Below are 17,483 nucleotides of genomic sequence, written 5' to 3'. Positions count from 1 at the left end.
TTAACAGCCATTCATAATTCTTGTAACTAGATATTCAAGAAGTTGAATTTGATAACTAATAACCGTTAGAACCATGAAACCAGAAGAATTTAAAAAAATTATAGGCTATTTTGTTGATGAATCTCAAGATCACCTGAACACAATCTACAAGGGTTTATTTCATCTGCAAAATACAATTGATAACCGAGATGAATTAGGTGAATTGTTCCGTGCTACCTTTTGTCTCAAAGGTGGTGCAGCAATGCTAGGATTTACGAGTTTACAGAAACTTGTATATCATTTAGAGGATTGTTTAAAGTTACTTCGTTATCCAATAATTGCCGATGAACCTCTACAATTATTATTTTTAGATATCTATCATGCAATTAAAAGGTTAGTTTTAGAAATAAAAACTCCTGCTGGTTTAACCGAAGCTAAAGTCAATGATATTACTTTGAATATCGATACTATTTTTACTATTCTCAATTCTCATTTATTGTTTTTGATTGATAAATCAAACTACAAAGCCAAAGTTACCAACACAGATGCCTGTCAAACCTGGGGTTATGACATACCATTAAAATTAATTCTACTAGATACTAAAACTTTTTTGTGTAGAACTTTTGCGGATTATTTTGCAGGATTACCTCATGTACAAATAATCAATGGCACTTTTGAAGACTTGCCTTTTTTTGATTGTGTAGTTACTGCGGCTAGTTCTTTAAATTCTGCTCAAAATAATAGCGATACCGCAATTCTTAAATTTTTCGGTGAAGATGTAGAAAAACTATTGCAAAAACATATTCAAGAAGAGTATTTAGGAGATCAACCTATAGGTACATCTTTAATTGTAGAAACAAATCATTCTTTACATCCTTTTATTGCTCATGCGCCTACTTTGAGAATGCAGATGTCTGTAGCTGGCAAAGATCATGTTTATCAAGGTCTGTGGGCAACTTTATTAGCTGTCCGCCAACATAATAGATTATACTGCAATTATATACAAAAACAGATTAATATAATTGCCGTTCCCGGTTTAGGAACTAGTCTTGGTTGTGTACCTATTGATGAAGTGGCTAGACAAATGTCTATGGCATATCAAAATTTTCTTTTCAGTCTTCGTCCCTTCCCAAATTCTTATCACCAAAAAAGTCAGGATTTATTTGCTTTTTCTTAAAAGCCCAAAAATAAACTTTTCTTAAATTTCGCTATTGTCAGCACTACAATTGGAAAGTATTAGTTTATTCTTGAATAATAAAGGTATTAGTAGTTGAAATTTATTTAACAAATGAATTTTTTAAATGAAATTGCAACTACCGCTGAATCAATTTTATAGTATTATGTTCCTCCTATGAACTCCAAATACACAAAAATTAAATTTCCTCTTTGGCATTATTTGAACCAACCCTTATTTAGTCGTGATGCTAAATTGATTTTGAATCCTCGTCAGTTCGCAATACTCTGGAGAATTCAACTTTTAGAACGGTGTTGGGCTAAACATTCCGATGCCAAAGGACCTCAACAGTCTTAGGTAATAGGTGATTGATCAATGGCAACTGAAAAGTATCTCAACTTAAAACAACGTCATACCCAGATCATCAATTTCTCAGAAAATAAGTTGGTGATCTGTCCCCTGAGTCTTTACAATTAACATAACTGATAACTTTTTTTAGCCTCGTCTACAGAATGGGGCTTTTTTCATTAAATAAAGCACTAATATTTATATCTGTGGTAAGTATTCAGCTATAGCAATCGTTCGTATCCAGATCCCCGACTTCACCAGAGCAATTTATCATTGATGGACACAATAAATAAAAGAAGTCGGGGAGATCTTATCGCCTTACCTGAATTCTTACTATCTTTGCTAAATTAGGCTTTTCTGCCCTCTACACCGGGGAGTTTGCCAAAGATTCTCACTTTTGATCATGCTAGATGCTATGAAATAACTGTAACCCTAAAAATACCACCAACGACGATCAAAATTTTGGGAATAGGAAAGGGGTAATTTATGGTAAAAACTGTTAAGCTGTTACTGCATGATGAATTGTTAATTTTTAATCATTAACTTTGAATTTTTAATTGCTTATGTCTTTTGTACCTTTGCATATTCATAGTGACTATAGTTTGCTTGATGGGGCAAGTCAACTACCAGAATTAGTAGATCAAGCGATCGCATTAGGAATGAAAGCGATCGCCCTCACAGATCATGGTGTCATGTATGGGGCAGTTGAACTAATCAAAATCTGCCGCAGTAAAACCATTAAGCCAATAATTGGCAACGAAATGTATATCCTCAACGGCAATCTTGAACAACAAGATCGTCATCGTCCTAAATATCATCAAGTTGTTTTAGCTAAAAATACTAAAGGTTATAAAAACTTAGTTAAACTCACCACAATTTCTCACCTCCAAGGTGTGCAAGGCAAAGGTATTTTTTCCCGTCCTTGTATTAATAAAGATTTACTTAAACAATATAAAGAAGGTTTGATTGTCACCAGTGCTTGTTTAGGTGGAGAAATTCCCCAAGCAATTCTCAGTAATAGACCAGATGCAGCCCGAAAAGTTGCTAAATGGTATAAAGAAGTATTTGGTGAAGATTTTTATTTAGAAATTCAAGACCACGGTTCACAAGAAGACAGAATTGTGAATGTCGAAATTGTGAAAATTGCCCGTGAATTAGGAATTAAATTTGTTGCTACTAACGACTCTCATTATATTTCTTGCTTTGACGTAGAAGCACATGATGCTTTACTTTGTATTCAAACTGGCAAGCTAATTAGTGAAGACAAAAGAATGCGATATAGCGGCACAGAATACCTGAAATCTGCCCAAGAAATGCAGATGCTATTTCGTGATCATTTACCCGATGATGTCATTGCCGAAGCAATAGCCACCACAGAAGAAGTAGCAGATAAAGTCGAGCCTTACCATATCATGGATGAGCCGAAAATTCCTACTCCTGATATTCCTTCTGGTCATACTCCTGACACTTACGCAGAAGAAATTGCATGGCAAGGACTATTAGAAAGATTAAATCGCAAATCCCGCAGCGAAGTAGATCAGGTTTATAAAGAAAGATTAGAATATGAATTAAAAATGCTGCAAAAAATGGGGTTTTCTACCTACTTTTTAGTAGTGTGGGACTACATCAAATTTGCGCGAGATAATAATATTCCTGTCGGTCCAGGACGTGGTTCTGCGGCTGGTTCTTTGGTTGCTTACGCCATGCGAATTACAAATATTGATCCTGTACATCATGGGTTACTATTTGAGCGATTTTTGAACCCAGAACGCAAATCAATGCCTGATATTGATACAGATTTCTGCATTGAAAAACGAGATGCAGTCATTGAATATGTAACTAATAAATATGGTGCGGATCGAGTTGCCCAAATTATCACCTTTAACCGTTTAACATCTAAAGCAGTATTAAAAGATGTCGCCAGAGTCTTAGATATTCCTTATGGGGAATCTGACAAAATGGCGAAAATGATTCCGGTTGTACGGGGAAAACCAACTAAACTCAAAGTCATGGTTTCTGATGAAACACCAGCACCAGAGTTTAAAGAAAAATATGATCATGATCCCAGAGTTCGTCATTGGCTGGATATGGCTATGCGAATTGAAGGAACTAACAAAACCTTTGGTGTTCATGCTGCTGGTGTGGTCATTTCCGCAGAACCTTTAGATGAAATTGTGCCTTTACAACGTAATAATGATGGTTCTGTAATTACCCAGTATTTCATGGAAGATTTGGAATCACTGGGTTTGTTAAAAATGGATTTTTTGGGTTTACGCAACCTGACACTAATTCAAAAAACCTTGGATTTAATTGAAGAAAGTAAGGGTTATCGGGTTGATCCTGATGAAATTACCCATCAAGAAAGAAAAGCCCAAAAAATATTAGCTAAAGGCGAACATAGCACTTTACCTAAAGATGTATCTAAAGCTTATGCGTTATTAGAATCAGGTGATTTGGAAGGTATATTTCAATTAGAATCTTCAGGAATGAAGCAAATAGTAAAAGATTTAAAGCCTTCTAATATTGAAGATATTTCTTCTATTTTGGCACTTTATCGACCAGGACCATTAGATGCAGGGCTAATTCCTAAGTTTATTAATCGCAAACATGGACGGGAACAAATTGAATATGAAACTGGAATTTTAGAACCAATATTAAATGAAACCTACGGAATTATGGTCTATCAAGAGCAAATTATGAAAATTGCTCAGGATATGGCTGGTTATACTTTAGGACAAGCTGACTTACTGCGTCGCGCTATGGGTAAAAAGAAAGTTACAGAGATGCAGAAGCAGGAAGAAAAGTTTATTGATGGGTCTACAAAAAACGGCGTAAGAAAGCAAGTAGCTGAAAAGTTATTTGCGGATATGTTGAAGTTTGCTGAATATTGTTTAAGTTATGAAACGGAAATTTTAACCGTTGAATATGGCTTTTTACAAATTGGGGAAATTGTCGAAAAAAGGATTGAGTGTAGTATTTTCAGTGTCGATAAAAATGGAAATGTTTATACACAACCAATTGCCCAATGGCATCATCGAGGAGTACAAGAAGTGTATGAATATTGTTTAGATGATGGTTCAAAAATTAGGGCAACAAAAGACCATAAATTTATGACTATTGAAGGGGAAATGTTGCCCATTGATGAGATATTTCAAAAGGGATTAGATTTGTTAAAAGTGGCAGGTTTACCGGAGTAAATACTCTGAGGTAAATAAAGTCTTATTTTCCTCATTCCCATACAGAGTATGGGAATGAATTTTCAAGGCTTTGCCTTGAGTGACAGCAGAGGCCGAGCCTCTGTGATGACATTCCCAGTTAAAAACTGGGAACGAGATCAAACGAGATCAAGCCTATATAAAGTTATTCCATAACAATCTACATTTATGCCTCTGTAATTTTAACTCCAAAGTGCCAATCTCCAGAGCGTGATAATGCTCAATAGCACAATAGAGAAAAATAGAAACGTGGATACAAAAGTTCTCATTTCTCCCCCAGAACTCTCTTATTTATTAACAGAAAAATCCTCGAAAGTTGTAATTGTAGATACGCGAAGTCCAGAAGAATATGCTATCTCTCACCTTTCCTGTGCTATCAATATTCGCACATTTTTTACTTATCTTTTGGATAACTCTTCACCAGAAGGATTAAGAAAATTACAAGAATATTTTGCGGAAATTATGAGCAAAGTTGGAATCTCTGGTACAGAAAAGTTAATTGTTTATGAAGATGCTTTAAATAAAGGCTATGGTCAATCCTGTCGAGCCGCTTTTTTACTTAAATACTTGGGTTGTCCTGAAGTATCTATTCTCCACGGGGGATATCAAGGATGGCTTGCTGCTGAATTAGCCACTACCAAAGAATTAACCACAACCGAAAGTAGCATATTTAGATTGCATACCAACCCTGATATTATGGTGACAAAAAATGAAATGTTGGCTGCAATTGACAATCCTGCAATTATCAAATTAGATGTCCGCGATCGCATAGAATGGCAAGGACTGAGTTCTTCTCCTTACGATCCAGATTTTTGTCCTCGCAAAGGGAGAATCCCTAACTCTGTGTGGTTAGAATGGCATCTATTGATGAATTCTGAGGCTAATATTCCCATGTTCCGCTCACCAGATGAAATCCTCAAAATTTGTCAGTCAGTGGGTATTAACTCAGATTCTATTGTCTATATTTACTGCTTTAAAGGTTCAAGGGCTGCTAATACACTAATTGCTCTGCAACAGGTAGGAATTCAAGCCAAAAATTATTTTGGTTCTTGGAATGAATGGTCTCGTGATTTCTCATTACCAGTTGATAACCGAGTCATTTAAGTTTTTAGATAAAAGTCTTTTGGGGTCAGACGGACAGGCTATTGGAATTAGGGAACACCAGAAAATAAATCATCAAATATTGTGGGATAGGCATCCTGTCCTTTATTAATTAGTGGGCGTTTAAAATTGACCGCAACTTAGCAGATCAAGCAATTCAACAAGACCAACAAATGGCTTACAAACTAGGACTTTCGGGTACACCTTCTTTCATCATCAATAGCAAGAATGTTACAAGTACAGTTCAGTTATCAGAAATTGAAAGTATCCTGACTGTAGAGAAATAATATAGCAACAGTCATCCGATTTTAGATTTTAGATTTGCAATTTTAGACAGACTACACCTACAAGGTAATGTAGTTGGAACTAAAAAAGTAATCCCAAGTCTAAAATCTCAAATTGGTACTATCAATAAATCTTGAGGTCATCAATGAGTCAGTTTAAATTTTGGTTATTACTACCTATTACCTTAGTAGTTGGTTATTCTCATCAAATACTGCAATCTCAACAATCAATAGAACAACCAACAACAGCAATATTTAAATCTCATGATTCCAGTTTGTTAGCCAAAGCTAGTTATCTCTCAACTTTGGAACAACAAGTCATTAATGAAACTAACAAAGTGAGAACAAATCCTCGCTCATATATACCCATTTTAGAAAACTATCGCCAACGTTTTCAGGGTAATAGAGTGAAGATTTCCAACAATACTTATTTAATTACTCAGGAAGGTGTAAAACCTGTTGATGAGGCGATCGCATTTCTTAAATCAGTACGTCCTGTAGGTTCTTTAAAAACATCTAAGGGAATGTCTTTAGGTGCTAGAGATCATGTCAAAGATCAAGGTCCAAAAGGTGCTTTAGGTCATGATGGGAGTGATGGTAGTACCCCTTTTACTCGCATCAATCGCTATGGTAGATGGCAAAAGACAGCAGCGGAAAATATCAGCTATGGTGTAAATAATGCTCAAGAAATCGTCATGCAGTTAATTATTGATGATGGTGTACCCTCACGAGGTCATCGCACCAATATTTTTAACCCTGCATTTAAGGTTGCTGGTGTTGCTTATGGTACTCACAAATCCTATAGAAATATGTGTGTGATTACCTATGCTGGGGGTTATATCGAAAAGTAAAAACTGGGGACTGGGGAATGAAGAATGAAGAATGAAGAATGAAGAATGAAGAATGAAGAATGAAGAATGGGCATTGGTAAAAATCTTGTCTTCCCCTCACGACAATGTAAAATACCTACCCTTGTGAGGGACTGGGGACTGGGTAATCAATTTTATTTTTCTCAATTACCAATTATGAATTATCAATTACCTCTTAACGTTTACATCCAAGGTGAAGGATTTCCCATACTCGGTTTACACGGACATCCGGGTACCGGAGGTAATCTTTCTGTTTTTACTAATCATCTATCAAAACGCTTCCAAACTTTTGCCCCAGATTTGCGCGGATACGGTAAAAGCCGCTGCAATCAAGATTTTGTCATGCAAGACCATTTAGAGGATTTAGAAGCCCTCCTAGACCGCTTTGGGATTGAAAAATGCTTAGTCTTAGGATGGTCACTGGGTGGAATTTTGGCGATGGAATTAGCACTGCGTTTACCACAGCGAGTCACAGGGCTGATTTTAGTCGCTACCTCAGCTAGACCTTGGGGGAATCATCCGCCTATTTCTTGGCAGGATAATCTTTATACCGGCGTTGCGGCGCTATTGAATTATATAAAACCTGGTTGGGATTGGAATATTGAAACTTTTGGCAAGCGATCGCTTTTTCGCTATCTAATCCAACAACATACACCCACAGCTTATAGTTACATTTCTAAGTCAGTCCTACAAGCTTATTTACAAACTTCTCAATACTCTACTCGCGCCCTCTATAGCGCCATTAAAGCCGGATACAATCGACTTCCAGACCTACAAAAAATAGAATGCCCCAGTTTGGTACTTGCTGGGGACCAAGACCGCCATATTACTGCTGATTCCAGCTTAGAAACAGCGCGACATCTCAAAAACTCTCACTGGCAATGTTACCCCCACACCGCCCATCTTTTCCCCTGGGAGATTCCCCAACAGTTGCTGGGTGATATTGACGTTTGGTTAGAAGCACATCCACAGGTAATTGGTAATTGGTAATTGGGGATTGGGGATTGGGGATTGGGGATTGGGGATTGGGGATTGGGGATTGGGGATTGGGGACTCGGAAATAGATATTAAAGTTATTCTCCCCTGCTCTCTTAACTGTCACCTGTCACTAAAAAATTGGGATGTTGTTCATCATTCCCAGAATTCACCCAGGAATGATGACAGCCTATGGATTTGTATTACACTTGACCGCTAAAGGCAGGCTTTACTTTACGGTCAATCCTTTCCCCCAAGTCTTCAGCAATAGTTAAAACAAACGGTTTGCACCGCTTGACATTGACTATAATTCCTTGCGCTCCTTCGATTTCCAAATCTTCTAAGTAGCCTTTGCTGGCCAAGGTTGCATCTACTGAGCTTAAAAAGGGACCGAAGTAATATGTACAACGAGGATTCTGGGTGACAATTTCCACCCACCAAGCCAAGCCTAGACCATTAGATGCGCTAATTAGCCCTTCTTTAAGGTTATGCCAAATGTTTTTCATGGTTTTCACCAATTTATAAACGTGTTATCGGGTGTAAAAGAATATGTTGGATTGATTTTGTTTTACATTTCTTTATACTCTTTTAGGTTTATTTTTTCAAAGAAAATGTGTGTAATTTATCAAGATAGTGGGTATTTAATGACCGTTGACGATAAATTTCATAAAGTGCCATCCCTGCTGCCACTGAAGCATTCAGGCTAGGAGTCTTACCCTGTAAGGGAATTGACACTAAAACATCGCAGGATCGTTGTGTCAACATACTCAGACCTTCGCCTTCACCACCAATTACCAAAACAACGGGTCCGCTGAATTTTACTGTATGCAGAGCTTCACTACCAGTGGCAGCTGTTCCGTAAATCCAAAAACCCGCTTCTTTGAGTTGTTCTAAAGAGCGGCTGAGGTTAACAACTCGAGCTACAGAAAAGTTTTCTAAAGCACCTGCGGCCACTTTAACAACAGTGGAAGTGATCCCCGAAGCCCTTCTTTGGGGAATGACTAATCCTTGTGCGCCTATTGCTTCCGCTGTGCGAATAATTGCCCCCAAGTTGTGAGGATCAGTGATGCCATCAGCAACAACAATCACGGGATCACTAACTGATTTGGCTTGAGTAATCAGATCCTCTAATTCCGTATAGTCATAAGGAGCAACTTGAGCAGCGATACCTTGGTGATTAGCCCCATCCGTAATTTGGTCTAAACGCTTAGGTTCAACTTCATCAATAACTGTGCCATTGTCTTTAGCTTGGAGAATCAAATGATGAAATCGAGGATCGTAGCGCAAACGAGTAGTAATCCAAAGACGGTTGAGATTACGCTGATTTTCCAATGCGCTTAATACTGGATGACGACCGTAGATGAGATCATTTTCTTCGGTCGATTTAATCTCCGTCAATTTGATCTCTAAAGATGGATGGGAAAATTGGCGAGATGGACGCGGTTTACCAGAAATGGGTTTGACTTCTGTCTTGCTTTGATTACGAATAGGATTGGCAATAACGCGCTTACCTTTGATTTTGATGGGTTGCCCACGTTTTGGTTCGCCAGCATGATTGATTTTTCTTGGTTGGTTAGTCATGAGATTATTGAATTTAGTGAATGGGTGAGCATAACGATTCCCTCAATTTAATGAACCATTAAGACTGTTTTTCCTATCGTGAGATTGAGCTACTTACTATGTCTCTAGATGGAGTTTTTGCAACAGTTCTGTTAACCGGGGGTAATCGGTGAGATATAAATAGCCAACTAAAGTTTCTAGACTAGTTGCCTGTTGATAAATTTCGGGATTAAGTCGCTTGGGGCGGCCTGTGGCAGCATTGCGACCCCGGCGGACAATTTCTAATTCGTTACTCCTTAAATGAGGAGTTAGCGATCGCAAATGTAGGGCTTGTGTTTCCGCTCTGACCTGCGCCACTACCAAACGATGGTAAATTTCTGGCCGTTGCTGTGGCCACAGAAAAAACATTCTAACATATAATTCGTAAATTGCATCACCCAGGTAGGCTAAGGCCGAAGGAGAAATTTGTTGCACTTGTGCCTGGGATATGGGTTGGGGTGCTTGCCCCGTGTTTACCAACAATGCTGGAGTATTTGATGAATCCGGCATTGCAGTTGCATCTTCTCCATTTTTAGCTTTTTCCTGCTGGGGATTCACCTGTTCATCATTCCTTGACCTACTAGCATTGGGAAGATTATATTTACGAACATTTATTTACTTATTTTTCGTGCAGTACGCCATCATAGCATACCTAGCATATTCAACACTAACAAATATTACTGAAATTATATATATTCTTGATCATGAAGAGGAGATGAAGGAGATAGAGAATTAATCTATTCTTTTTCTCCCTCACCTTCGGCCTCATCATCTAGATAGCCACATTAATTTTCTTTGCTCAAGCAATCAAGACGACTTAATGTTTTCTAGAGCCGCGTCAACTGTAGATTGTAAGGCAAGGAATTTCTCCAAGCGAACAAGCTTGACTGTTTGAGTAACGCGGGCATTAGTGACAATCTGCAAAGTGCCTTCGGCATTTTGAGCTTGCTTGGCTAATTGTACTAGCGCACCCAAGCCGGAGCTATCAACAAAGTCAATTTGTGAGAGATCCAAAATTATGTGCTTTGGACCTTCTTCAATTTTACCAGACAGAATCTTGCGAAATGTCGGCTCAGAAAAAGCGTCTAACAAACCGGTGAGGCGGAATAGCTGGCAGTTATCCCGGACTTCGCGAGTACCTCTCAGGCTCACCGTTAGATTCAGTGGTTCAGCAATAACTCCCTCCTCGTCCTCTTAACTGAAAGTAAACGCTCAAGTATAGATGGTTTTGACGTAAATTGTCTACGTTGGGGATTGGGGATTGGGGACTGGGGATTGGGGATTAGGGATTAGGGATTGGGAAAGACTCTTACCTATTACCCATGACCTATTACCCATGACCTATTACCCATTACCCATGACCTATTACCCATTACCAATTACCCATTACCAATTTTTACGTTACTTAAGCGATCGCTGTTTGACGTGCTGTTTGCATTTCTAGCACAAATTGCTCAAATAAGTAATCAGCGTCGTGGGGTCCGGGACTAGCCTCTGGGTGATACTGTACAGAAAACACAGGTAGAGACTTGTGACGTACCCCTGCAACAGTACGATCATTTAAGTTCAGATGACTAACCTCTACCACTGCTGATGGTAATGAATCCGGATCAATAGCAAAACTGTGGTTTTGGCTAGTAATTTCTACCCGTTGTTGTAAACCCGCAGGTTGATTTAAACCCCGATGCCCAAATTTCAGTTTAAAGGTTTCTGCGCCCAAAGCATGACCCAAAATTTGGTGTCCCATACAAATACCAAACATGGGTTTTTCACTTTCTAGCAGTGCTTTAGCGGTGCTAATGCCTTCTGTAACTGCGGCTGGATCACCAGGACCATTGGAAAGAAAAATCCCATCTGGATTATATTTAAGGATTTCTTCTGGTGGTGTATTGGCAGGAACAACTATCACCCGACAACCATAACTAGCCAAACGACGCAGGATATTACGTTTTACGCCAAAGTCTAAAGCAACAACGGTGAAAGTTTCGCCAATCTTAGCTACGGCTTCTGAGTTAAATTCCCAAGCTTCTGTAGTAGCTTGGGACCATTCATAAACTGTTGGGGTGGTGACTTCCCGCACCAGATTTAATCCTGTCATGTTGGGAGCAGCTTGCACCAGTTCTAATAATTCACTTTCATCCTGGATAGAGGTAGAAATACCGCCATTCATAGCCCCAAACATTCTTATTTTGCGGGTGAGGGCGCGGGTGTCTATGCCGAAAATACCGGGTACTTGGTGCTGTTTGAGGTAATCTGGTAAGGATTGTGTAGAGCGCCAGTTACTGGGTTTGTGACAGATATTGCGAGCGATCGCTCCCTTCACATGAGGTTTTGTTGATTCCTCATCTTCGGGATTAACACCAGTATTTCCCAATTCGGGATAGGTAAAAATCACAATTTGACCTGTATAACTTGGATCGGTCAATACTTCTTGATATCCAGTCATCCCAGTATTGAAAACCACTTCGCCAATTGCAGTTTCCATTGCACCGAAGGACCAACCGCGATAAGTAGTACCATCTGCTAGGACAAGTAAAGCCGGTATTGCATCAGATAAAGACATAAATAATAGGGAATTGGTAATTGGTAATTGGTAATTGGAGTAAACAACGGTTTCCTCTCTTCTATCATTTAAATTTAGTTCTTTAGAAGAGTACAAAATTATCGAATATGTTTCGCAACCAGGCACTACTATCCTCCGGCTTTACTTTTGGAATATGTTCGTAATTTAAACGCAATTCCTCTAAAGTATCAGATAGAACAGCCTGATAGCCGGGATCATCTTGCTCAATACAATCAAGAATTGTATCAACTAAGAAATCAATAGCATCAACACAAGCATCATAAGATTCTCTTTGGGAGGTAAGATTCAAAAAAAGCAAATAAATTTTTGCTTTGAGGATATCCAAAAACCCTGTAAATTCTTCCGTTGGCTCAATTAAAGAGTATGCGAAATCTCCTAAAGCATCATGTTGTTCAGAAGAAAAATTGCTCCACTGAGTCTTTATCTCCCTAGACGCTTTTTTAAAATATGAAGCATATTCATCAAACTTTGCAGCAGAACTAACCTTGTTGCCTCGAATTTGATAAATTTGCTCAAAATCAATTAAAACTGCGCTAGACATGGTTAATACATCTACTTATACATGAATGACAATCTTAAATATTTCTATATTCATCGGCAACGAAGAACCTTCCTGTATTTATTATACAATCCTTTACAAAAAGTAATACATTTGTATATAAAAATATAAAAAACTCCTATTTATTGAAAACTTTGATTTGAAAATCATTAAACCTGAACCATTTTTAATTGGGTGGGGACGCTACACTTGGAGAGAGCCAGGGCGGTTAACCTGAAAGTCATTATGCTTAAGTCTTTTTTATCCCGCACAGCCCTAATTTTTTTTTCCGGTAGTTTAGCGATTTTGACTGTTGCCTGTAGTGACAACAAACAGACAACTGGGTTTGGTGGTGATCGGCCATCTGCGCCTGTGGGCAATTTGGCAGCGATCAAGCCGCCAATTAAGCAGCCAAGATCATTACCAAGCAATCAAAAACCACAACTAGAACCACCATTAACAGAACCAAGTGCTTTAGAATTGGCGCTGGATAAAGCTACTGGTGCTGTGAGTATCAGTCAATCTGCCCAATCTCCAGATGATTGGAATTTGGTGGTGAGTAAGTTTGAGGATGCGATCGCATTGTTGCAACAGGTGCAACGAGATAGCCCCAATTTTCCCTTTGCTCAGAGAAAAATTGCCGAATATGATGGTCACATTAAATTAGCTAGACAGAACGCTAATGCCAATAAGTTAGCATCTCCTGTAGTACCAGATCAACAGGTAGTTGTTGCAGTTCCCAAACCAAAACCGAAAATACAACGTTATTCAAGTCCCAATTCTGGGAGAACAGTACAACCACTACCACCACCAGAACTGATTTTACCTTCATCGGAAACCCTCGCCTACAATAATCAGGTATTTGTAGTACCGATTAAGCGGCGAGTTGGTGGTACTCCCATTGTGGAAGTTACCTTTAATGGTAGGCAGCGTTTTGAGATGATTGTGGATACGGGCGCTAGTGGTTCTGTGATTACTCAAGAGGTAGCAGCGGCTTTGGGTGTAGTACCTGTGGGAATTGCCAAAGCTAACACAGCTAGTTCTAAAGATGTGGAGTTTGCGGTTGGCTATCTGGATTCGATGGAAGTTGGCGGGGTAACAGTAGGTAAAATTCCTGTGGCGATCGCTGGTGTAGAACTGGAAACGGGATTGTTAGGACATGACTTTTTTGGTAACTATGACGTTACTATCAAACGCAATGTCGTAGAATTTCGTCCCCAAACCCACTCAGATACTAATCCTTCAGGAATTCAACTAACTGTTCCAACTTTTTCCAGGGGCTACCGCTTTGTAGAATTTCCTTAGCGACGGCTACACCTTGAGCATGATTTAATAAGGGAACTACACCCGCTATTTGCAAGGCTAAGGAAGCATTTAGCGCCACTGCATCCTGTTGTGCCTGAGTTCCCTTTCCTTGGAGTACGTTGGTGAGGATTTCTGCATTTTCTTGCACATCCCCACCCTTTAAGGCTGTAATGGGTGCTGGTGTGATACCCGCTGCTTCTGGGTTGACGGTGGTTAACTGTACTTTACCATCAGATAAAACCGCCAAATCAGTTAGATCCCCTAAACCCGCTTCATCTAATTTTTCTCGCCCATGTAAGACTATTGCCTTTTGTGTTCCCAACTGGTTTAAGGCTTGAGCGATGGTTTCGATCAATTTGGGATCAAATACTCCAATTACTTGGCCAGTGGGACGCATGGGGTTTACTAAGGGTCCAAGTAAGTTAAATACTGTTCTCACTTTTAAATTTCGCCGCAATGGTGCAACGGCTTTAAGCGCGGGATGCCAGCCAGGGGCAAATAAAAAGGTAATTCCCACTGCTTTCACTGCTGCTTGTACTTTGTCACTGGCTGCATTCAAGTTAACGCCTAAAGCTTCTAAAACGTCAGCACTTCCGGTTAAACTGGAGGCGGAACGACTGCCATGTTTAGCTACAGGTACACCACCAGCAGCGGTGACAAAGGCCACGGCGGTGGATATATTAAATGTTGATGCCCCATCTCCACCGGTTCCGCAGGTGTCAACTAGGGGGATCGGGTTTTGGGTATTATCCCCAGAAGTCTTGATAGACAGAGATTTTAATACTTCTGCCATTCCTGTTAATTCTTCAGCAGAAATGCCTTTAAAGTGCAGTGCTGTTAATATTGCTCCCGATAGTTCTGGGGGGATGGTTTCGTTGATCCATCCTTGCATCAGTTCTGCTGCTTGGGTGCGGGATAATGATTGGTTTTCTAATAATTGTTTGAGTAGGTTTGACCAGGTGGTAGGATCTGGTAAGTTTGTCATTTTGGCAGTTCTGTAATTAGGCTGTGTGTGATTTTACCGAAAAATGAGGATTTTTTGTTTGAGATGAATATTTTTGTTTCGCGCCAAGATACAAAGGCGCAAAGGAAGAATTAGCAGGACTTAAAAAATATATCTCTCAAAATCTCATTTATTCGTGTCCTATTGTTTCTTAATAACCCGACTTGGAGTTATTAAAATACTTTAAGTAAGCTCTTCAGTTATACGCACTACCCAAGTAGTTTCACCTCCTCCTCCTCTTTTTGGACGCTTTTCGGACTTCCAATACTTTCCTTCTTCACCCAATGTTTCACTGAGTGTCCGTTTTATACAAGTATTTATTGTACTCGTATTACTTTGTAATTCATCTGGGAGAAAACTTTTAATAAATCCCAACAAAACACCCCAAGGTAGACCTTGACCATTAATGACTTTTAGTTGAAATTCATCATGTTGTTTAAGCTGTTGGATTGCGTAATTGATACTATTAACATAAAAATCACCTGTTTCTGGTGCGGGATTACTTCTTGCTTCCTCTTCTGAAATTTCACCATTTTCTTCTAAATCTTGAGCATCTATATCCGATATACTATGTGCTGGTTTGTTAGATTCTGCTTTCAGCTTAGTAGCAAAAGTTTCAACAGAGTCTTTATCATATTTGGGATCTAGAGGTTGTGGATATATTTTTTCAAATGAAAGCGCACGAAATGAAACAGGATAAGGATTAGCACTTACACTACTCCACATTACTCCTTGTCCTGGTAATGGTTCATTTAAAAGACCACCAAGTAAATCATCACTAAAGTGAGAATTAGCTCTTTGTAAACTCTTTAAATCTGAAGCAGATAGTAAGTGAAATACAAACCAATTATCACCTTGACTGAGTAATTCAACAGGAATACTACCAGGTTGCTGAGTAATCATCACAGCCCCTAAATCATATTTTCGTCCTTCTTTAAACCAATCTACAAATGGTCCATCACTTGAATCACTGCCTTTACTTAGAACACTTTGAGCTTCCTCTAAAACAGCAATAGTAGGAATAGTTTTAGCATCTTTTTCAGTAAACTTATCCTGGTTATGATTAAATATTTCTTGAAGAATCAGGCTTGACAAAGTTAATCCTTGTTGTCCCCGCATCTGTGAAATATCGACAATACAAAGTTTACCTTCTCTCAAACTTTTGAACAAGAAATCCATTAACCGACTGTGAGGATCATGCAAGGTTCTCACAATATAAACTATGTTACTTAAAGCTGCCCCAGCTTCAGCGTCAGATCCATCACCTATACTTAATAACGTCTTGACCTGACCTATATTTGTGTTATATCCATCTTTGTAGGCTAAATTAACAAGTTGCGTCCACTTATCATGAGATAATCCTCTAAGTTTGCGAACATTTTGCTGTTCTTGTCGTTCTGGTGACAATGCAACGCCAATAATATCAGCAGGTTTTAAGCGGCGAATATCGAGTTTAACACCACCTGCAACAAAAGAACCATAGAAGTTACTGGGAGCTTGGCGACGGGTAAAAATTACAAGTTGATCTTGTAAATGTGGAACATCCGTAAAACCAGGTTTTCCATTGTCATCTGGCCAGAAATATTCTCCTTCTGGATCAAAGATTAAAGTACCAACAGGTACATCTTGATCTCGTTTCTTTTTAGTTGGTGTTGTTTTGTATAGTTCACTAAACAGCAATTTGATTAAGTTAGACTTTCCATAACCAGCTCGCGCAAATACAAATGATCTTCGGGAAACTAAATTCTGTACTGGAAAATGAGTAACAATTTCTGGAGATTTAACCTGCATCCAGTCAGCAACTCCAAGTCGTGGATCAGTACCAGCGTAAACAAATTCTCCTAGTGCAAAAAAACCAATGTCTGCTCCTGTAATATTGTGTCCTGTTATTTCTCTGAGAATTTCATTACTTGGAAAAGCAACCTTACTACCAACATGAGGAAGACGACGATGAGAAGCTACAAAGACAAATTTTCCATTTGAATGACGTATTACTCCAAGAACTCGGATATTAACTCGATATTTTACATATTGTTCACGCAAATCTTCTGGAATTTCTCGATCTTCTCCCATCGCTCTCAAACTGAAATCCTCACCATGTTCTCTAGTAAGTTTTCCGTCTGAATAGAAAGATGTAATTCTTCCTAAAACTGCTTCATCTTCAGTAGCTAGTTGTACCAGAAGAAACTGTCCGTGCATAGGAATACTTTGAAAATCATTGCGGTAAGGCAATACAATATCCGCATGAAATTCAAGCCCTCCTTCACTGAAACCTCGAAAGATGCCTGATATATTTTCTTTGGGAAATAAAGGTGTGTTATTCATATCGCAACATACTTACATCAGATTGTAGTCTAACTCTATCTACAACATTTTGTTCCTCAGAAGTGAATGATTGACGTACAGCATTAACAATCATATCTTCCATCACGTCCATGTCAAAACCAACTAGCGCAGCTTCTTCATGGGCTTTCTGTAAACATCTAGGATAGAAAGGAACAGGGAAACG

The 17,483-nt window shown here is 38.9% G+C and carries 16 protein-coding genes; 7 read left to right on the top strand and 9 right to left on the bottom strand.

What is annotated here, in order from left to right; genetic code table 11:
- Positions 1 to 73: 73 nt before the first annotated feature.
- From VB694_RS21960 to VB694_RS21935, 6 genes are all read left to right on the top strand, one after another.
- Positions 74 to 1,156 (top strand): Hpt domain-containing protein, encoded by a 1,083-nt coding sequence (locus VB694_RS21960; protein ID WP_323362463.1) that lies wholly within the window; start codon positions 74 to 76, stop codon positions 1,154 to 1,156.
- A gap of 908 nt (positions 1,157 to 2,064) precedes the next feature.
- Positions 2,065 to 4,698: a DNA polymerase III subunit alpha gene (locus tag VB694_RS21955; protein ID WP_323362462.1), complete on the top strand. Its 2,634-nt coding sequence runs from the start codon at positions 2,065 to 2,067 to the stop codon at positions 4,696 to 4,698.
- A gap of 267 nt (positions 4,699 to 4,965) precedes the next feature.
- Positions 4,966 to 5,820, top strand: coding sequence for a sulfurtransferase (locus VB694_RS21950; protein WP_323362461.1), 855 nt, complete (start codon positions 4,966 to 4,968; stop codon positions 5,818 to 5,820).
- Positions 5,821 to 5,945: 125 nt separating this feature from the next.
- Positions 5,946 to 6,104, top strand: a complete 159-nt coding sequence (locus VB694_RS21945; protein WP_323362489.1) for a thioredoxin domain-containing protein — start codon at positions 5,946 to 5,948, stop codon at positions 6,102 to 6,104.
- Between the two features lie 143 nt (positions 6,105 to 6,247).
- The gene (locus VB694_RS21940; protein WP_323362460.1) at positions 6,248 to 6,952 is read left to right on the top strand and encodes a CAP domain-containing protein; all 705 of its coding nucleotides are present in this window, start codon (positions 6,248 to 6,250) and stop codon (positions 6,950 to 6,952) included.
- Positions 6,953 to 7,126: 174 nt separating this feature from the next.
- Positions 7,127 to 7,960, top strand: a complete 834-nt coding sequence (locus VB694_RS21935; RefSeq protein ID WP_323362459.1) for an alpha/beta hydrolase — start codon at positions 7,127 to 7,129, stop codon at positions 7,958 to 7,960.
- 188 nt (positions 7,961 to 8,148) lie between these two features.
- Here the strand turns inward: VB694_RS21935 and VB694_RS21930 are convergent, their stop codons facing one another.
- The 6 genes from VB694_RS21930 to VB694_RS21905 form a co-directional block, all read right to left on the bottom strand.
- Positions 8,149 to 8,451, bottom strand: coding sequence for a DUF1816 domain-containing protein (locus tag VB694_RS21930; RefSeq protein WP_323362458.1), 303 nt, complete (start codon positions 8,449 to 8,451; stop codon positions 8,149 to 8,151).
- 88 nt (positions 8,452 to 8,539) lie between these two features.
- Complete coding sequence (gene rlmB / locus VB694_RS21925; protein ID WP_323362457.1) at positions 8,540 to 9,526, bottom strand: 23S rRNA (guanosine(2251)-2'-O)-methyltransferase RlmB; 987 nt, start codon at positions 9,524 to 9,526, stop codon at positions 8,540 to 8,542.
- A 96-nt stretch (positions 9,527 to 9,622) separates the two neighbouring features.
- Entirely contained in the window at positions 9,623 to 10,054 is a 432-nt protein-coding gene (locus VB694_RS21920; RefSeq protein WP_416233495.1) for a Mini-ribonuclease 3, read from the bottom strand.
- Between the two features lie 297 nt (positions 10,055 to 10,351).
- A complete protein-coding gene (locus tag VB694_RS21915; protein ID WP_323362455.1) occupies positions 10,352 to 10,696 on the bottom strand; it encodes an STAS domain-containing protein in 345 nt (114 codons plus the stop codon).
- Positions 10,697 to 10,949: 253 nt separating this feature from the next.
- Positions 10,950 to 12,107 (bottom strand): glutamine-hydrolyzing carbamoyl-phosphate synthase small subunit, encoded by a 1,158-nt coding sequence (gene carA / locus VB694_RS21910; RefSeq protein WP_323362454.1) that lies wholly within the window; start codon positions 12,105 to 12,107, stop codon positions 10,950 to 10,952.
- 82 nt (positions 12,108 to 12,189) lie between these two features.
- On the bottom strand, positions 12,190 to 12,669 hold the full coding sequence (locus VB694_RS21905) for a hypothetical protein (RefSeq protein ID WP_323362453.1): 480 nt from the start codon (positions 12,667 to 12,669) through the stop codon (positions 12,190 to 12,192).
- 243 nt (positions 12,670 to 12,912) lie between these two features.
- Between VB694_RS21905 and VB694_RS21900 the strand changes: the two genes are divergently transcribed.
- Positions 12,913 to 13,971, top strand: a complete 1,059-nt coding sequence (locus tag VB694_RS21900) for a retropepsin-like aspartic protease (RefSeq protein WP_323362452.1) — start codon at positions 12,913 to 12,915, stop codon at positions 13,969 to 13,971.
- Here VB694_RS21900 and trpD read toward each other — a convergent pair.
- The 3 genes from trpD to VB694_RS21885 form a co-directional block, all read right to left on the bottom strand.
- Positions 13,901 to 14,956 carry an anthranilate phosphoribosyltransferase gene (gene trpD / locus VB694_RS21895; protein WP_323362451.1) on the bottom strand — a complete coding sequence of 352 codons (1,056 nt, stop codon included), beginning with the start codon at positions 14,954 to 14,956 and terminating at the stop codon, positions 13,901 to 13,903. The genes VB694_RS21900 and trpD overlap by 71 nt on opposite strands.
- 201 nt (positions 14,957 to 15,157) lie before the next feature.
- Positions 15,158 to 17,299 (bottom strand): ATP-binding protein, encoded by a 2,142-nt coding sequence (locus tag VB694_RS21890; RefSeq protein WP_323362450.1) that lies wholly within the window; start codon positions 17,297 to 17,299, stop codon positions 15,158 to 15,160.
- Positions 17,292 to 17,483: hypothetical protein (locus tag VB694_RS21885; RefSeq protein WP_323362449.1), on the bottom strand; the 192-nt coding region annotated here is incomplete at its 5' end. The genes VB694_RS21885 and VB694_RS21890, both read right to left, overlap by 8 nt.

It is taken from the genome of Anabaena sp. UHCC 0451 (genome assembly GCF_034931405.1).
Taxonomy (GTDB): Bacteria; Cyanobacteriota; Cyanobacteriia; order Cyanobacteriales; family Nostocaceae; genus RDYJ01.
The sequence above is the reverse complement of the archived record's forward strand: the minus strand, read 5'-3'. Positions and strand labels throughout refer to the sequence as shown.

What these genes read in the sequence shown, in the direction of transcription:
- VB694_RS21960 (WP_323362463.1), top strand. Translation starts at nt 74, where the DNA reads ATGAAACCAGAAGAATTTAAAAAAATTATAGGCTATTTTGTTGATGAA.
- VB694_RS21955 (WP_323362462.1), top strand. Translation starts at nt 2,065, where the DNA reads ATGTCTTTTGTACCTTTGCATATTCATAGTGACTATAGTTTGCTTGAT.
- VB694_RS21940 (WP_323362460.1), top strand. Translation starts at nt 6,248, where the DNA reads ATGAGTCAGTTTAAATTTTGGTTATTACTACCTATTACCTTAGTAGTT.
- VB694_RS21935 (WP_323362459.1), top strand. Translation starts at nt 7,127, where the DNA reads ATGAATTATCAATTACCTCTTAACGTTTACATCCAAGGTGAAGGATTT.
- VB694_RS21930 (WP_323362458.1), bottom strand. Translation starts at nt 8,451, where the DNA reads ATGAAAAACATTTGGCATAACCTTAAAGAAGGGCTAATTAGCGCATCT.
- rlmB (WP_323362457.1), bottom strand. Translation starts at nt 9,526, where the DNA reads ATGACTAACCAACCAAGAAAAATCAATCATGCTGGCGAACCAAAACGT.
- VB694_RS21920 (WP_416233495.1), bottom strand. Translation starts at nt 10,054, where the DNA reads ATGCCGGATTCATCAAATACTCCAGCATTGTTGGTAAACACGGGGCAA.
- carA (WP_323362454.1), bottom strand. Translation starts at nt 12,107, where the DNA reads ATGTCTTTATCTGATGCAATACCGGCTTTACTTGTCCTAGCAGATGGT.
- VB694_RS21905 (WP_323362453.1), bottom strand. Translation starts at nt 12,669, where the DNA reads ATGTCTAGCGCAGTTTTAATTGATTTTGAGCAAATTTATCAAATTCGA.
- VB694_RS21900 (WP_323362452.1), top strand. Translation starts at nt 12,913, where the DNA reads ATGCTTAAGTCTTTTTTATCCCGCACAGCCCTAATTTTTTTTTCCGGT.
- trpD (WP_323362451.1), bottom strand. Translation starts at nt 14,956, where the DNA reads ATGACAAACTTACCAGATCCTACCACCTGGTCAAACCTACTCAAACAA.
- VB694_RS21890 (WP_323362450.1), bottom strand. Translation starts at nt 17,299, where the DNA reads ATGAATAACACACCTTTATTTCCCAAAGAAAATATATCAGGCATCTTT.